This window comes from Pseudarthrobacter sp. NS4, from assembly GCF_024758005.1.
GTDB lineage: Bacteria > Actinomycetota > Actinomycetes > Actinomycetales > Micrococcaceae > Arthrobacter.
On sequence record NZ_CP103288.1, the window covers coordinates 2073407 to 2088655 of the forward strand.

Sequence of the window (15249 nt, forward strand, 5' to 3'; positions counted from 1 at the left end):
CGGGAGGGGTTCTTCGTACTAAACAGGTGGTGAGGGGCCAGGAAAGACAGGTAGTGGCGGCTATGGTCCCGTCTCCCTGCCAGTCGTAGGCTCTGAGCAACCGCGCCAGCGGGGTAGGCCGGCTAAGGCGCGGTCTTTCCGCCATCTATGGTGCGGTTCCGGGATGCGCCTGCGAAGTCCGCAGGCAGACCGGCCCAAGGGGACGGGAACCACTCATGCACAGAAGAATCGCACCAGCGACACTTGCCATCGCAGCAGCGGCAATAAGCCTCACCGGCTGCGGCGGCTCCGGCCAAACGAATACCACCCCGCCGCCAGCGGCTGCCACCTCGCCCGCGCCGGCCACCTCACAGGCGGCGAAGACCTACACCAACGAGGACCTCACATCAATTGTCGCCGGACTAAAGGATGCCCAGGGGCAGGCCCTGACTGTGGTCCCGGCCGCCCAGATAGACCAGGGGTTGATAGCAGCCCGGGAAATGCTCAAAACCGCCGTCATCACCCCTGAGGCCTGTGGCGTGCTGATCGATAACAACACCCAGGTTCCCGAGGGCAGCACCTACGCTGCCGGGGCGAGCCTGGCGGCGGAAGCCGAAACTGCGACCGTCCTGACAGTGTTCGCGGTCCAAGACCTTTCGGTGATGACTGCCCAGTTCGAGAAGAGTGCAGCGGCCTTAAATGACTGCTCGACGTACACCGTCGAGCTGAAGGGGGAGAAGGTCACCAATGAGCTGAAACCTTTGGACGTCCCCGTGCAGGCCGATAAGTCTCTGGCTGCCCTGACCGTACAGACCACCCCCACAGGGCAGAAACAGGTCTGCAATATCACCGTCTCGGGAACTAAGGGGAACCTGGCGGTCACCGTAATGAAGAGCGGCGCCGTTGGAGCAGTCTCGGCAGACGACGCGCCAGAACTGGCCCAGCTCGTCAACACAGCCCTCGCCGCAGGCTGACCGTATCCCCGGCCGGATGGAACAGGCGGGCCCGGCCATATACCAGTATCCGTATCCGGGCTCCCTCCGTTTGGAAGCCGATGGCATGGCGAAGACATTAAGGCCTGCCCCGCGGAAGGACACTATGTCCCGGCGGTGTCATCGGCTTCACGCTCTCGCGCCCCGGGGCAGCGAGGCATCAGACTGTCCTAATGAAGTGGACTCGTGTGAAGGACTGGCTGATCGGTGCTGCTGGGATGGTCCTCGTCTTGGGAATCGTGGTGGTGATCCTTTGGTGGGTGGTGAGCGACCCGGCTGACGCGGGCGGGGCAGTGCCTGTGCCATCGCCGACAATGGGGGCCGAGCGCCAGCCGGGCACAAAACCTCCCGCCGACCTGGGCGGGGACGAGGTGTGGCTCGCCGACCTTGCGCTTGACGCTGGGACAGTGGTGGCCGCGGGCTCGACGCTCCGCGACGTCCGGGCCGTTGGGCAGGATGTGGTCGCGGGGCCGGACGGGCTGGACGCCGCACGGCTCGTTGTGGACGCAACCGTGCCGTTTGGGGTTGTCGCCGACGACCTCGGCAACGGGACCGTGGTCCGGGCCGCGGACAGTGGCCAGGCCGTGGTGATCCGCACCGTCGAGGTCCTGGGCCGGGAACTGCAGGTCACGGCCACCGGCACCGTGGAGGTCGAGGCCGGCAGACTCGTCATGGTGCCGCGGTCGATCGACATCGGCGGGCCGGACTTCCTCTCCGGCGCCGTCGCCGCCGTCGTGCGCGGGCTCGTAACCATCGAACACGACATCGAGGGCCTGCCCGAGGGCCTGGTACTCCAGAACGTCGCAGTCCAGGACGACGGCTTTCGTGCCAACCTGCAAGGCGAGAACGTCAAGCTCGTCCCGTAACTACACGGCCCGGTCCGGCCAGGGGACCTCCAACTGGCAGCGCCCCATCCCAGACCGAATTGAGCAGCGGTCTATCCATACTTTTTGCTTGTCCGCAGTCTTTCGAGGGCAGAGAATGGTGCTGTTTCCCACGTCAGCGGCTCAGCGCTTCTTCGGCACGTGGCGGCATCCGCTGCGGTGCCCTTCCAACCGGAAAATCTGAACGGCGGTACCGCTAATGAACTCGCCCGGTTCTTCTGGCGCTCCACTATCCATCATCAAACAGCATCCGGTGGCAGCGTTCGTGGTCATCGCCATCTCTTTGTCGTGGACCGGCCAGATCCTGTCCCTCTTGCTGCTGGGGAACATCCTGCCGGGAATCCTCGCCGAGCTGCTGATACTGCTGGGAACGGCCATCCTGGTCACGGGGGCCGCAGATGGCCGGCCAGCCGTCCGTGAGCTGTTCCGGCGGGCGTTCCGCTGGAGGGTGGCCCCGGCGTGGTACGTGGCAGCGGTGCTGGCCCTTCCCGCGCTAACGGTGCTTATTGCTATGGCCACAGGAACGTTTCACCCGCCCGGTGGCGGCTGGACGCCCTTGATAGGCAACTATCTGCTGAACACCCTGATCATCGGTGCGCTGCTGGGTAACATCTGGGAGGAACTCGCGTGGACTGGCGTGGTGCAGCACCGGCTCATGGACCGGCGCGGACCTGCCGTTGCTGCCCTGCTGACCGCTATTCCGTTCGCACTTATCCATCTGCCCTTCGCCTTCGCCGAGAGGGGCTTCTCCGGCACGTCCTGGACAGACGTGGCGGTTTCCTGGGCAGTCCTGTTCCTTTTCGCCCCGTTCTTCCGTTTGCTCATGGGAATCGCCTATGTGGGAACGGGGTACAGCCTGTTCATAGTGGGGCTGCTGCACGCGTCGTTCAACGCCTCCGCGTCAACAAAACTGGACGTGTTCGACGGCGAATGGCAGCAGATTGCCGCCTTGATCCTCCTGCTGGGAGTGACTGCCGCGGCGACCGCCTCCCGCACCTCCCGTTCAAGGCCGGCACCCGCCGGAGGGGAACCGGACATCCGCACATCCCGGTGAGCACCATGGCCTCGCTCGGGAAGGAAATGAGGTATTTGGTCATGTTGGATGGTGCCACGCGGGCGCGCCGGACAGCAACGGTTTTTCACCAGAGGTACTGCCGGCGTCCACATATATCGAGCTGACACTAACGGGCGGAGTCAGGTGCGGCGGAGATCGCGGCACTGGCCATTTGCCCTAGGCAACTCTCGACACCTTCCGGCTATTGAATGCGTCGATGGGGCCTACTTGGCAGCCCTGCCCGCAATCTGTTTGGCGACCAGCCGGTCGATCCCTGGCACATGCGTTGCCCTGATGATCCACCTGCGCAGGAGGCGCTGGGCCCTGTTTGCGGGAAGGAACGACGAGGCAGCGCGCCTCCCGGCAGCTTGGGCCACTTCCACGACGGGTCTCCAGCGCCTCTCGAATTCGGTGAGTGCGGAGCTGAACCCTTCGGGTGAGGCTGCGGGGGCGAGGATGTCGCCCAGTAACGCGGCACCGGCTATGGCGAGCGAACCGCCCTGACCTGCAAGGAGTGACACTGCTCCGCAGGCGTCGCCAATGAGAACGGTTCGCTGCTTCTGCCAGACCGGCATGCGTATCTGAGCCACGACATCGTCATATGGGTGCTCGGGACACAGCTCAAGGAGCCGGTCGACCTCGTGGCTGAGTCCTGCAAACTCTCGACGCAGCCGCTCCTGGGGCGTCTCAGACGGCAGATGGCTTGTGGCGCCTATGGCATCCCTGTAGACCATGAACGCCGCCACCTCATTCGCGCGGAGGCTGTAAAACCCGGCCAGTCGATCGATGCTGTCGGTGAGGACAAACCGGTTCCGAAATCTGGCATTCAGGAGCGGTTCGGGAACGATGAATGCGGCAGCGCGCATGCCCAGGGGGCGCAGGTAATCTTCCTCCGGCCCGAACACCTGGGAGCGCACTTTGGAGTGGAGTCCATCAGCGCCGATAAGGACGTCCGCGGCGAGTGTCCCTTGCGGCAGGTCATCAACGGCGACCCGCACGCCGTCGTCCTCACTCCATACCTGGGATATGGGCGCACCGTAGTGGACGCGCACCCGGTCGGAGGCCACGTCGTCGAACGCGTCGAGGGCAGCTCGTTCCATGTCCGGGCGTAGCAGGCTCAGGACCTTCCCGCCGGCCAGCCGGGCGAACTGGTCATAGTCGAGGCTGGAAGTTGGGCGTCCTGCTGCGTCGACATACTCAAAGGCCTCGACCCGGTAGGCCCGTTCTGCCAGCCGGGAGTAGAGGCCTATCCGTTCCGCTGCCTCGATCCCTGGACCAAAAAGGTCCATCATGTAGCCATCGGAACGAGGAGCAGCCGATTTTTCCAGGAGCTCTACCTCCCAACCGGCCACACCGAGCTGGCGGGCCGCCACGAGGCCTGCAATGCCCGCGCCGACAACCACTGCCTTCATGTCCTGTCCCGATCAATCAAATCAGCCGGGCCGAGGGAGCCCGGGAGGAGTTGCAGGTTATTACAGATCTGCTGGGTCATTGATAATTCTTTGCCCGAAATCTGTCCAGAGCCTCACAGGAGCGGTGGCCCACCGGGAGTTACTCCAGGGAGTGCCGCGTCAGCGAGGTGGGATCAGTTGAGTCAGGGCCCATCCAGGGCTTTCTTTATCGAGCTGTGGGGCAGCCCGCATGGACCGGCCCACTCCAGCTTGAAGGTTCTATCCTTCGATAAGCTCCCTTACTGGTCCCTCGTGCAAGGCCAGATAGACATCGTCCCGGATCTTATTGGCTTCGTGATCGGTCAGTGTCCGCGCAAGGGGACGCAGCACCAGGCGTATTCGCATCCGCGTTGGCCTGCCCATCGCGGATGCGAAGCCGTTCCCGTGCTGACTTGGGAAGATATTTGCTGGGAGTAAGGGCTAAAAGTTCAACCTTTTCCAGGTCTTCAGACTGTGCGCCTAATGCCGTTCGCACCCGGTCCCCGAGCATCTCCGCATCGGTGTCCGCAGGAACGACGATGGAGAGATCCCTGCGAATGGCAGGCATCTGAGAGACAGGCATCCATGGGGACAGGTCCAGCATTTGCCGCGCAACCCTGACATCGGTGGATCGAAGTAGCCTGATGTCGGGGATGGCCTTGCGAAGCATCAAGGCGCGATCCAAGCCCATGCCTAGAGCCAAGCCGGACCATCGTTCGGGATCCAGGCCGGCGTGGGAGAAGAGGTGCGGTGCAGCTAGCCCGCATTCTGCGAGTTCAAGCCACTGCCCATCCATCAGGACGTCAATCTGCATGCCTTCGGTTGTGTACGGGTGAACTGCTGGGACTGACCGCCACTGCGCACCTGGCAGCACCGCATGAACCAGTCCTGCGACCATCTCTTGCAGGTCGGAGGAACCCAATTGCCTCTGCGAGCTGACGCGCCAGAGATCAACCTGATGCGGAGTTCCCACATGGGTCCGGTCAATGCAGTCGCGCCGGTAAACCAGGCCAGGGATAGCCCAGAGTTCGTCCAAAGATTCACCGGGTTCCTGGACGCGCAGCAGCGACGGGATTGAGGACGACGTGTGGCTGCGCAGCATGACCGTTGGGCTGACATAGCGGGAGTACCTTTGGTCCCGCGTCACGTCGGACTTGTTGAAACCCAAGCGATCGTAGTTGTCTTCGACGCTTACGAGTGGGCTGTGTCGGATGGTTTGTACTGGCACTTTCCATCGTCGACTGAGTGCGTCGATGGTGTTTTGCAGGAGTGCCTGTATCGCGTGCGGCTGCTGGTCCGGATTCGAGAGATCCGGGATTCTTAAAGCATCGTGAAGCTCATCGGTACTCATATAGGAGAGCATTGTGGTCCTTGTATTCGGGCTTGAGTGGCGGGTTCATTCCCCGACTCAAATCCGGCGCCAGGACTTAGGCGCGCGCCTGAGAGCCCTCGCGACCGGAATCCGGTCGGGGGCAGATAAATCGACGCGCAGAGAGCATGGGGTGATTATATTCCTCATTGCGCCGTCGCCGCGAGGAGTCGTCTTCAAAGCGACTGTTTTGACCAGCGGTTGGAGCGCGAACGGTCTGATTCAACAGGGCGTGCCGATACCGCGAAGACTCGTCGTCAAGCTTTATTGGCCGGTCTCCACGGCAGCCGGCAAGCCGAGCAGCGACTGCTTCGACTACCCATCGGCTACCGATGGCTGCCTGAAGGGTTAGGCAACCGTGACCTTCGGGTCGTTCCTTCCCGGTGCAACACCCATTACTGTCGACAGCACCATCGGGGACGACGGAAGAGGCACGATGAGCATCGACATCGAGATTGGTACAAGCCTCAGCAACGAGGTCGCAGCGCACTTTGCAGCCAGGACGCAAGCAATCACCGAAGCGATGCAATGGGTACAGGAAAGACACGCGGCATACAGCTGGGTCTGGACGGACGAGATTCGCTGTCGAGGATGCAACGCCAGCCTGGACATACCGCTGCTCGAGAGCACCAACGCAAAAGCTGATAAGGCTTTTCAGGCACATCAGTTTGCCCAGCTTGATGCCATATTGGCCGCTGACGGACATAACACGGCGAATCGTGAGGCTTCTTCATAAGCGCGTCCAGACCTACCTGTCTACTCAAGAGCGAATGGTTCCCGTGTACGGTGGGATGCCGGGGGGCCGGGGCGCAAGGTTGCGTTTTCATTGGTGAAGCAAGCCCGAGGTCACTCGCCTCGGGCGCTTAAGGGGGAAACCATGGCCGGAATATTCGAACTCTTCAACGACGAGGATGCCCAGAAGGCATTCAGGCTCAAATCGCCAGCCGGCTTGGTCCTGGCCGTTTCGGGGCGCTACCCCGACAAGGAATCCGCTGTGCAGGGCATCCAGGACCTGCGCGAGTGCGCTGGCACGGGATTGATTAATGATCAATGTACCCCTTCAGGGCTGACCGGGCCGACGTTAGGAAATCGACCGCGGTCGCAGAGACATCAGCAGTAGTCCCTCATGGTGCCGACCCGGCTTTCCGGGTCGGCACCGTTGTGTTGGCACAACTTCACATTCTCGGACATAAAAAAGGGATTCACGCCCCCCTATTCACCGGCGTTTGGTCCCGATCAGCACGAAAAATACTCCCGCAATCATGTGCATGAATCCCGGGAAGACGTCGCCGCTACTTGGTAAGGTGTGCGCATGGCCATCAAACTTGAGAACGTCGGCATCGCAGTCCGCGACCTCGAAGCGACGATCGCCTTCTTCACCGACCTCGGGCTCACCGTCCTCGGCCGTGACACGGTCAGTGGAGAGTGGACCGACACCGCTGTCGGCCTCGACGGCAACCATGCCAACATCGCCTTGCTTCAGACGCCGGACGGCAACTGTCGCCTCGAGCTCTTCGTGTACATCCACCCCGAGGCGATCGAGACGAAGCCCACCCTGCCCAATGAGATCGGCATGCACCGGGTTGCCTTCCTGGTCGATGACATCGACGACGCTCTAGAGATCGCCGCGAGGCACGGCTGTCACCCGCTGCGGGGCGTGGCAACATACGGAGACCTCTACAAGCTCACCTATGTTCGCGGTCCCAGCGGCATCATTGTGATGCTCGCCCAGGAACTGAACAAGAGCTGACCGTAAGCCGTTCCACGAACTGCAAGCTGCCATTGATTCAACCATGAGCCAGAAGACATCTCCTCGTTAGCCTGGCGTAAAAGGTTCGCAGAGAGGCGATGGACTATGGCTATCACTAAGCTCTTGGCCGCAGTCACCGCTGCGGTTGCGGTGGTCTCCATTTTTTCTCGTCCGCGCAACGCGCCAGGATCGTACCTGGGGTGGTACACGACGACGTCGGGCGCACGGGCAAGCGCGCCGGCGAGGGCGGCGTGAAAAGCCCTCGCCGCTGAGCAATCAGGACAGGGCGGCGCCGAGGGTGGTGAAGGCGTAGCCCTTGTCCAGCAGGACCGGGATAGCTGCCGAGAATCCGGCAGCCGTTCCCGATCCGGGATGGTTTCCGTGGGAAATGATGATGTCGCCCGGGCGGGCTTTGGCCGTTTCGGCGGCAACCACTGATGCCGGGTAGGTCGCCCCGGCGTCGGCGTTGATGCTGAATCCGGTGGGAACCACGCCGAGGGCGAGAAGGATCTCGGCCGCGACGTCGTCAAGGTAAGCGGTGCCGGGACGGAAGAAGCGAGGCCGCTTGCCGGTGATTTCCGTCAGGAGGTCGTCGTTGGACATGACCTCTTTGTACACTTCACTGCTGCTTTGCGTTCCGGCGATCCCGTAGGCGGACTTACCGTTCACGCTCAGCGGCGCGTGGCGGGTTCCGTGGTTGGCCAGTTCAAAGTGGGGCACGGCCGCGAGCTCCTGTGCCAAGGTCTGGTTGTGGTGGATCCACCGCGCGTTTAGGAACAGCGTTGCCGGAATCCCGAGGCGCTTCAGCGTGTCCAGGGCCGCATGGTCGGTTCCGTTGCCTCCCGGCCCGCCGCAAAAGTCCAGCGTCAACGCGATCCCCGCGGCAGGATCTGGCAGGATCTGGAGGACGTTGGGCGCCTGCAACCCCCAATAGGAAGGGCGACGCTCAGAAAATTCGGCATCTATTTGTTCCTGCGACCGGCCCGTCGGATTCGGCCCAGGATCAGGGATGGATGGCCGGGACCCTGGGGAAACGTCAGGAACTGGTGCAGCGACGGACGATGTAGGAGTCACAGGAACTGACAGCTTTGGCGCTGAAGTTATCGCGTCACTGGCCTCGCCGGGTTTGCATCCGGAGAGCAGCAAAGCCGTAGCTGACAGGAGGAACGCCCGGCGCTGCGGATTATTGATCTTTTGATGCATGACGAGTTTGTCCCCCAATGGTTTCCCCTGCCCGTTCGCCAAGCAAAGAGCGCGGGCCCTGCTCTATGCAAACCATATATTTTGTTCGGAAAAGTTACGTTATGGCCGCTGTTTGTGGCGGGAATTTGGACAACTGACGAAGCAACACGATTACGAGGCATTCCCCGGTTTCCAAATCCCGGGGGGTGCGCACCAGGAGCATCCAGTTCTAAGGAACTGGGACGGGTTGAGTCGGCTTAACCCGCTGCGTGGGGCAGAAGCTTCCCGTCCGCACAGGCCGTCGGGTCAGGGGTGACCCCCGGTATGCGCACTTCTACCTCAAACGCAGAGGGAGGCTGCCGTCTCAGCGACGGCAGCCTCCCTCGAGTTATGCGCCTATGGCGCCCACACAGCAGGGCTCAGTGGGGTGATGGTGAGTGACTCCATTCCCGCCGTCCCCCTTCTGCGCAGAGGAGACGCCGTGTCACTTTGCCTCCTCCTGGTGCACGAAGTCGGATTCCCAGTTGTCCTTGGCCGCCTGGTCCTCGGTGACGGCTGTGGTACCGGGCACCGCCCGGTTCAGGTGCAGGAATTCGAGGTGTGTTTCGTAGTGGTCCAGGACATCGGTGATGACCTGCTCCTTGCTGTAACCGGCGAGGTCATAGCTGTGGCTCCCCTCGAGGGAGAAAACCTCCATCCGGTAGTACTTCGGTTCGAGCGCGGCATTGCCCGGCGCATAGGACGGGGTGTCGTACTGGACCGGGTAGATCTGGTACTTGAACGGGCGCTCATCGCAGAGCCTCACCAGCAGGTCGACGTGGCGGATGCCGCAGGTCTCAACGATGCCCGTCGTCAGGCTCACGTTGGCGTCCTGCGCCTTCAGCTCGTCGTACACCTCCTGCAACGCGGGCAGCGCCACGGTGTCCACGAAGCCGTTCGCCTGCTTCGGCCCCGGGTAGGTCATGGCCCGGTTGAGGCGCTGCCGCCACGTGCGGGACGACGATCCGTCCGCGCTGTGGCCGGAGATGATTCCCGGCAGGCTCGCGCGGTAGCTGTCGGCCAGCGAGTTCTCCACGCGCAGGGCCTTGAAGAGGCCCAACATGATGAACAGCAGCAGGATCGAGAGCGGCAGACCCATGATGATCGTCGCGTTCTGCAGCGTTGTCACACCGCCGACGGTCAGCATGGCGAGCGTCAGGAGACCGGTCACCAGGGCCCAGAAGACGCGCAGCCACTTGGGTCCATCGGCATTGGCGTCCTTCAGGTGGCTCGTGAAGTTGGCCATGACGAGGGCACCTGAATCGGCGGAGGTGACGTAGAAGAGCAGCCCGGTGAAGGTAGCCACACCGATGATCAGCGGCGCGGCGGGGTACTGCTCCAGGAGGCCGTAGAACGCCCGCTCCGGCTGGGCCATCGCGGTCTCCCCGAAGGCAGCATTACCGTTCATCACGATGTCGAGGGCGCTGTTGCCGAAGATCGAGATGAAGACCAGGATGAACGCGAAGGGGACCATGAGGGTGCCCAGCACGAACTGTCGGATGGTGCGGCCGCGGGAGATGCGCGCGAGGAAGAGCCCTACGAAGGGAGCCCAGGCAATCCACCATGCCCAGAAGAAGAGGGTCCAGCCCTGCAGCCAGTCACCGGGCCGGTCATAGGCGAAGGCGTCCAGCGTCATGGCCGGGAACCGGCTGAGCACGTCGCCGGTGTTCTGGACGATCCCGTCCAGCAGGAAGCTGGTCTTTCCCGTCAGGAGGATGAACACCATGAGGGCGAGGGCGAGGATCACGTTCAGCTCGGCGAGCCGGCGGATTCCCTTTTCGACGCCGGAGAGCACGGAGGCGGTGGCCATGACAACGGCTACGACTATCAGGCCGATCTGCACGGTGACGTTCTCGGGCAAGCCGAACATGAGGCTGAGCCCGTAGTTAAGCTGCACGACGCCGATGCCCAGGGAGGTGGCGATGCCGAAGATGGTCCCGAGGAGGGCTGCGATGTCCACGCCGTCGCCGAGCGGGCCGTTGATTTTCTTGCCGAAGATGGGGTACAGAGCGCTGCGGATGCTCAGGGGCAGGTTATGCCGGTAGGCGAAGTAGCCCAGGGCCAGTCCCATAAGTGCGTACAGGGCCCAGCCCGTGATTCCGTAGTGGAACAGGGTGAGGACCATGGCGTGCCGGGCGGCCTCGACGGTGCTGCCATCACCCTGCGGGGGAGCCAGGTACTGGGTCACCGGCTCGGACACCGAGAAGAACATCAGGTCAATGCCGATGCCCGCTGCGAAGAGCATCGACGCCCAGGTGAACATGCTGAACTGAGGCTTGGAATGGTCCGGGCCGAGCTTCGTCTTGCCCACCCGGGTCAGGGCGAGGACCAGGACGAACACCACCACGACGGTAACGATCAGGAAGTAGTACCACCCCATGTTGGTGGATACCCAGGTGACCATGGACCCGATCAGGGCCTCGGCGCCTACGGCGTCACTGATGGCCCAGAGGGCGATCGCGAGGATCCCGGTGGCCGATCCGATGAAGACGGTCCAATTCACGCGGGTTCGAGCCGCGGGGGTCGTGTCACCGCCTCCAGTAACTGTTACGGGCGGAGCGTCGGCTATCTGACTCATATCGTCCCTCTCATTGTGCACCGCACACCATGGCGGTGTTCCGTGCGGGCGGAAATGGTGCGGGGCAAGGCCCGGTCCATGCAGTTAGTGGCAACCGAGGACATTCGTCGTGGGCTGTCAACGCAGCCGAACTCGTCCATGCGGCTTGAATAAATACTCTTGTTGCGTTCCAATATCTGGACTCCTAAGTCAGAAAGCACGATGGTGATTACCCGTGACCGCCATTGGACGCGGGTGAAATCAACGGCAGGGCAGCGATTGTGGGCCCCCGGCCGTTTCCCCCAAGTGTTTTTGCCTAGTCTGGCTGTGCCTACGCCGGTTCTCCCGTGAGAGGAGCCCAGGCGACTCCGCTGGATGTGGCGTAGGTCATATGAGGAGATTAGTTCACATTGAACAAGTGTTCAAGACTTCTGAGTAACCAATGTTCAAGAATAATCCCCTTCGCGCGGTAGAGCCGAGCTGATGCGGAAAAACCCGGTGGAGGGGGCATGAGGCACCCCTCCACCGGGTTCGGCTCACCGGCTCCGGAGCCCGCTGTGGGCGCGCTGCGGGTCAGGCCAGGGCCGCGCTGAGCTCCGCCTCCGCCGTCGTTGTTTCGCCTGTTCGACTGGCGCGAATGAGGTCCGCGCAGCGTTCGCCGATCATCATGACGGTGATGTTGGGGTTGACCGTAACGTGCTCAGGCATGACTGAGGCATCGGCGACGCGGAGGCCGGTGACGCCCTTGACCCGAAGCTCGGGGTCGAGTGGTGACATCTCATCGTGGGCCGGGCCCATCCGGACGGTGCCGACTGGGTGGTAGACGGTGTTGTGCGTCTTGCGGATGTAGTCCTGCAGTTCCTCGTCGGTCTGCGCTTCGATGCCGGGTGAGAGCTCCCGGCCGGTCCATTCGGCCATGGCCGGCTGGGCGGCAATTTCACGGGCCTTGCGGATGCCGGCGACCATGACGCGCATGTCGTGGCCCTCCGGATCAGTGAAGTACCTCGGATCCACCATCGGCTTGTCGCGGAAGTCCCGGCTGCGCAGCCGGACGGTGCCGCGAGAGCGGGCATGCGTGACATTCGGGGTGAGGCTGAAGCCGTTCTCCGTGGTCGGGTAGCCGTACCGCAGGGTGTTCATGTCGAACGGGACCGAGCCGTAGTGCATCATCAGGTCCGGGCGATCCAGGCCTTCCTCGGTGGGCGTAAAGATGCCGATCTCCCACCACTGCGTGGAAGTCTGCACCATCGGCTGCCTGGCCTCGAACTGCACGACGCCTTCGGGGTGGTCCTGGAGGTGCTCGCCGACGCCGGGGGAGTCGACCAGGACCTCGATACCGTGCCCGGCGAGGTGCGCGGCGGGGCCGATGCCGGAGAGCATAAGCAGCTTGGGCGAGTCGATGGCACCGGTGGAAAGGACGACCTCGCAACGCGCGGAGAGCCGGTGAGTCCGGCCGAACGCTGAATCCACGACATCGACGCCCGTGCACCGCTTGTCCGCGTCGAACACCAGTTGGCGGGCACGCAGGCCGGTCAGCAGTGTGAAGTTCCCGCGCTCGATGATCGGGTGAATGTAGGAGACCGAGCTGGAGGAGCGGGTGCCGTCCGCGCGGCGGTTGATCTGGAAAAAGTTCGCGCCATTGATCACCGTGGTGCCGGCGTTGAACTTCGCCCGGGGAATCCCGGCCTGTTCGCAGGCATCCAGGAGTGCGACGCCGGTGGGGTCCGCCGGGGGCACGTTCATCAGGTGCACGGGTCCTGAATCGCCGTGGTGCGGCGCGTCGGGGCCGGCGTCGTCGTTGGTCTCCAGCCGCTGGTACAGCGGCCAGGCGGCCTCAGCGTTCCAGCCGGTGGCGCCGTACTTGGACTCCCACTCGTCCAGGTCTTCGCGCGGCGCCCAGAAGGCGATGCAGGAGTTGTGGCTGGAGCAGCCACCCATGACCTTGGCACGGGAGTGGCGCATGAAGGAGTTGCCGTTCTCCTGCGGTTCGATCGGGTAGTCCCAGTCGTAGCCGGATTCCAGCAGCTCCATCCAGCGGTCAAGCTGCAGTACTTCGGGTACCCCGCGGTCGTCCGGGCCGGCCTCCACCAGCGCCACGGACACGGCCGGGTCCTCACTCAGCCTTGCGGCGACTGCGGCTCCGGCGGATCCGCCGCCGATGACGATGTAGTCGAACCCGCGGTCGTTGAGGTTCTCGACGTTGTCGATGTGCATCTAGTTCTCCTTGCCGTGGTCAGTGAACCAGCCCGTTACCTGCGGGTTGGTGTTCTGGTAAATGTGCTTGGACTCCTGGTATTCGGCCAGGCCGGTCGGGCCGAGCTCGCGGCCGACGCCGGACTGGCCGAAGCCGCCCCACTCGGCCTGCGGGAGGTAGGGGTGGTAGTCGTTGATCCAGACGGTGCCGTGCCGCAACCGGCCCGCCACACGCTGCGCCTTGCCGGCGTCCTGGGTCCAAACCGCCCCGGCCAGCCCGTAGATGGTGTCGTTGGCGGTCGCGACCGCTTCATCCTCAGTGCGGAAGGTCTCAACGGTCACTACCGGGCCGAAGGCCTCATCCACGACGACGGACATCCCCTTCTGCACGCGGTCCAGGACGGTTGGCTGGTAGTAGAAACCGGCGTCGTACCGCTTTCCTTCAGGCGCCGCGCCACCGCACCGCAGCCGTGCGCCCTCCTCCACTCCGCGCTGGACGTAGGTGTGAACCTTTTCCCGGTGGGCCGCGGAAATCAGCGGTCCGGTTTCGGCAGCTTCATCGAACGGGCCGCCGATGCGGATGTCCTGAGCGCGGCGGACCAGTTCATCGACGAAGCGCTCGGCGATCGATTCCTCGACCACCAGCCGCGCCCCGGCGGAGCAGACCTGCCCGGAGTGCACAAACGCCCCGTTCAGCGCATTGTCGACGGCGGCGTCGAAGTCCGCGTCGGCGAATACCACGTTGGGGTTCTTGCCGCCGAGCTCCAGCGCCACCTTCTTCACGGTGGCGGCAGCAGCCGCGGCAATACGCTTGCCGGTCTCCAACCCGCCCGTGAAAGAGACCAGGTCGACGTCGGGGTGTTCAGAGAGCGGTGCCCCCGCCTCCGCGCCGGCGCCGGTCACGAGGTTCGCGACGCCGTCTGGAAGGCCGAGGTCCTGCAGCAGCTGCATGGTCAGGATCGCGGTGGACGGGGTCAGCTCGGAGGGCTTAAGGACGAAGGTGCAACCGGCGGCCAATGCGGGCGCGATCTTCCACGCGGCTTGAAGCAGGGGGTAGTTCCAGGGCGTGATGAGGCCGCAGACACCCACCGGCTCGTAGACAATCCTGCTAACGACGGCGGGGTCCCCGGGGTCTACCACGCGGCCCGACTGTTGACCTGCCAGCCTTCCGAAATATTCGAAACAGGCAGCGATGTCGTCTATGTCTATCCGGCTTTCGATGATCCTTTTTCCGGTGTCCAGCGATTCGGCGCGGGCGAATTTCTCGCGGTGGCCGCGCAGTTCCGCGGCGACCCTGAGCAGGAACGCGCCGCGCTCAGGGGCCGGGACCGAGGACCAGACGCCGGAGTCGAAGGCTGCACGGGCCGCAGCGATGGCGCGCTCGGCGTCTTCCCGCCCGGCCTCGGACACGGTGGCGACCAGTTCGCCGTCGGCCGGGTTGCGAATTTCACGCACCGCGCTGGACGCGGCCGGCTCCCACGAGCCGTTGATGAACAGGGTGGATGCGGTATCCGTCATGGTTCTCCTTGGGTGGTGCGGGGATTAGTAGTACGGCGACGGTCTTGTGGTTGGCTCCCGATCCGCCGCGGCGGCGGGACGATTTGCCGACCTGCTGCAGGGGCGCCACGGTGCTGATGCTTGAGGCATGTCGTGCAGGGGGGGGGCACGCGGTTGGTTCGGGGCTGTCCTGGCGGAGGATGCTCCGGTCCCCTAGGACTTTCCGCCGCCCGCAGGAGCCCGCGTCGACGTCCTCGAAGTGAACTCTGTGGCGTAGGTCATACAATGCAGATTAGTCCATATTGAACAAACGTTCAAGGGCA

The 15249-nt window shown here is 63.5% G+C and carries 12 protein-coding genes; 6 read left to right on the forward strand and 6 right to left on the reverse strand.

From position 1 onward, the window contains the following. The first annotated feature begins 215 nt into the window (after positions 1 to 215). The 3 genes from NXY83_RS09725 to NXY83_RS09735 all read left to right on the forward strand — a co-directional run bounded on the left by NXY83_RS09725 (position 216) and on the right by NXY83_RS09735 (position 2909). The gene (locus NXY83_RS09725) at positions 216 to 953 is read left to right on the forward strand and encodes a hypothetical protein (protein WP_258805890.1); all 738 of its coding nucleotides are present in this window, start codon (positions 216 to 218) and stop codon (positions 951 to 953) included. A gap of 191 nt (positions 954 to 1144) precedes the next feature. Next, positions 1145 to 1837, forward strand: a complete 693-nt coding sequence (locus tag NXY83_RS09730; RefSeq protein ID WP_258805891.1) for a DUF2993 domain-containing protein — start codon at positions 1145 to 1147, stop codon at positions 1835 to 1837. 271 nt (positions 1838 to 2108) lie between these two features. After that, positions 2109 to 2909, forward strand: a complete 801-nt coding sequence (locus NXY83_RS09735; protein ID WP_258805892.1) for a CPBP family intramembrane glutamic endopeptidase — start codon at positions 2109 to 2111, stop codon at positions 2907 to 2909. A 224-nt stretch (positions 2910 to 3133) separates the two neighbouring features. Here NXY83_RS09735 and NXY83_RS09740 read toward each other — a convergent pair whose 3' ends face one another. Together NXY83_RS09740 and NXY83_RS09745 are read right to left on the reverse strand one after the other, a co-directional pair. Continuing rightward, complete coding sequence (locus tag NXY83_RS09740; protein ID WP_258805893.1) at positions 3134 to 4321, reverse strand: FAD-dependent monooxygenase; 1188 nt, start codon at positions 4319 to 4321, stop codon at positions 3134 to 3136. Between the two features lie 322 nt (positions 4322 to 4643). After that, positions 4644 to 5690, reverse strand: coding sequence for a hypothetical protein (locus tag NXY83_RS09745; protein ID WP_258805894.1), 1047 nt, complete (start codon positions 5688 to 5690; stop codon positions 4644 to 4646). A gap of 454 nt (positions 5691 to 6144) precedes the next feature. Here NXY83_RS09745 and NXY83_RS09750 point away from each other — a divergent pair, with 454 nt between their 5' ends. The 3 genes from NXY83_RS09750 to NXY83_RS09760 all read left to right on the forward strand — a co-directional run bounded on the left by NXY83_RS09750 (position 6145) and on the right by NXY83_RS09760 (position 7458). Continuing rightward, positions 6145 to 6444 carry a hypothetical protein gene (locus NXY83_RS09750; RefSeq protein ID WP_258805896.1) on the forward strand — a complete coding sequence of 100 codons (300 nt, stop codon included), beginning with the start codon at positions 6145 to 6147 and terminating at the stop codon, positions 6442 to 6444. A gap of 141 nt (positions 6445 to 6585) precedes the next feature. After that, positions 6586 to 6828 (forward strand): YegP family protein, encoded by a 243-nt coding sequence (locus NXY83_RS09755; protein ID WP_258805897.1) that lies wholly within the window; start codon positions 6586 to 6588, stop codon positions 6826 to 6828. 192 nt (positions 6829 to 7020) lie between these two features. After that, positions 7021 to 7458, forward strand: coding sequence for a VOC family protein (locus NXY83_RS09760; protein WP_258805899.1), 438 nt, complete (start codon positions 7021 to 7023; stop codon positions 7456 to 7458). 276 nt (positions 7459 to 7734) lie between these two features. On the opposite strand, the gene NXY83_RS09765 is transcribed toward NXY83_RS09760, so the two are convergent. From NXY83_RS09765 to NXY83_RS09780, 4 genes are all read right to left on the reverse strand, one after another. Further along, entirely contained in the window at positions 7735 to 8382 is a 648-nt protein-coding gene (locus NXY83_RS09765) for a polysaccharide deacetylase family protein (protein ID WP_258805901.1), read from the reverse strand. 742 nt (positions 8383 to 9124) lie between these two features. Further along, complete coding sequence (gene betT, locus NXY83_RS09770; RefSeq protein WP_258805902.1) at positions 9125 to 11257, reverse strand: choline BCCT transporter BetT; 2133 nt, start codon at positions 11255 to 11257, stop codon at positions 9125 to 9127. A 552-nt stretch (positions 11258 to 11809) separates the two neighbouring features. Then, positions 11810 to 13450: a GMC family oxidoreductase gene (locus tag NXY83_RS09775; protein WP_258805903.1), complete on the reverse strand. Its 1641-nt coding sequence runs from the start codon at positions 13448 to 13450 to the stop codon at positions 11810 to 11812. Next, positions 13451 to 14947 carry an aldehyde dehydrogenase family protein gene (locus tag NXY83_RS09780; protein WP_258805904.1) on the reverse strand — a complete coding sequence of 499 codons (1497 nt, stop codon included), beginning with the start codon at positions 14945 to 14947 and terminating at the stop codon, positions 13451 to 13453. It lies immediately after the preceding gene. Positions 14948 to 15249: the final 302 nt, after the last annotated feature.

Excerpts from the sequence above, each read along its gene's own strand:
- NXY83_RS09725 (WP_258805890.1), top strand. The coding sequence starts at position 216 with ATGCACAGAAGAATCGCACCAGCGACACTTGCCATCGCAGCAGCGGCA.
- NXY83_RS09730 (WP_258805891.1), top strand. The coding sequence starts at position 1,145 with ATGAAGTGGACTCGTGTGAAGGACTGGCTGATCGGTGCTGCTGGGATG.
- NXY83_RS09740 (WP_258805893.1), bottom strand. The coding sequence starts at position 4,321 with ATGAAGGCAGTGGTTGTCGGCGCGGGCATTGCAGGCCTCGTGGCGGCC.
- NXY83_RS09745 (WP_258805894.1), bottom strand. The coding sequence starts at position 5,690 with ATGAGTACCGATGAGCTTCACGATGCTTTAAGAATCCCGGATCTCTCG.
- NXY83_RS09750 (WP_258805896.1), top strand. The coding sequence starts at position 6,145 with ATGAGCATCGACATCGAGATTGGTACAAGCCTCAGCAACGAGGTCGCA.
- NXY83_RS09755 (WP_258805897.1), top strand. The coding sequence starts at position 6,586 with ATGGCCGGAATATTCGAACTCTTCAACGACGAGGATGCCCAGAAGGCA.
- NXY83_RS09760 (WP_258805899.1), top strand. The coding sequence starts at position 7,021 with ATGGCCATCAAACTTGAGAACGTCGGCATCGCAGTCCGCGACCTCGAA.
- betT (WP_258805902.1), bottom strand. The coding sequence starts at position 11,257 with ATGAGTCAGATAGCCGACGCTCCGCCCGTAACAGTTACTGGAGGCGGT.
- NXY83_RS09775 (WP_258805903.1), bottom strand. The coding sequence starts at position 13,450 with ATGCACATCGACAACGTCGAGAACCTCAACGACCGCGGGTTCGACTAC.
- NXY83_RS09780 (WP_258805904.1), bottom strand. The coding sequence starts at position 14,947 with ATGACGGATACCGCATCCACCCTGTTCATCAACGGCTCGTGGGAGCCG.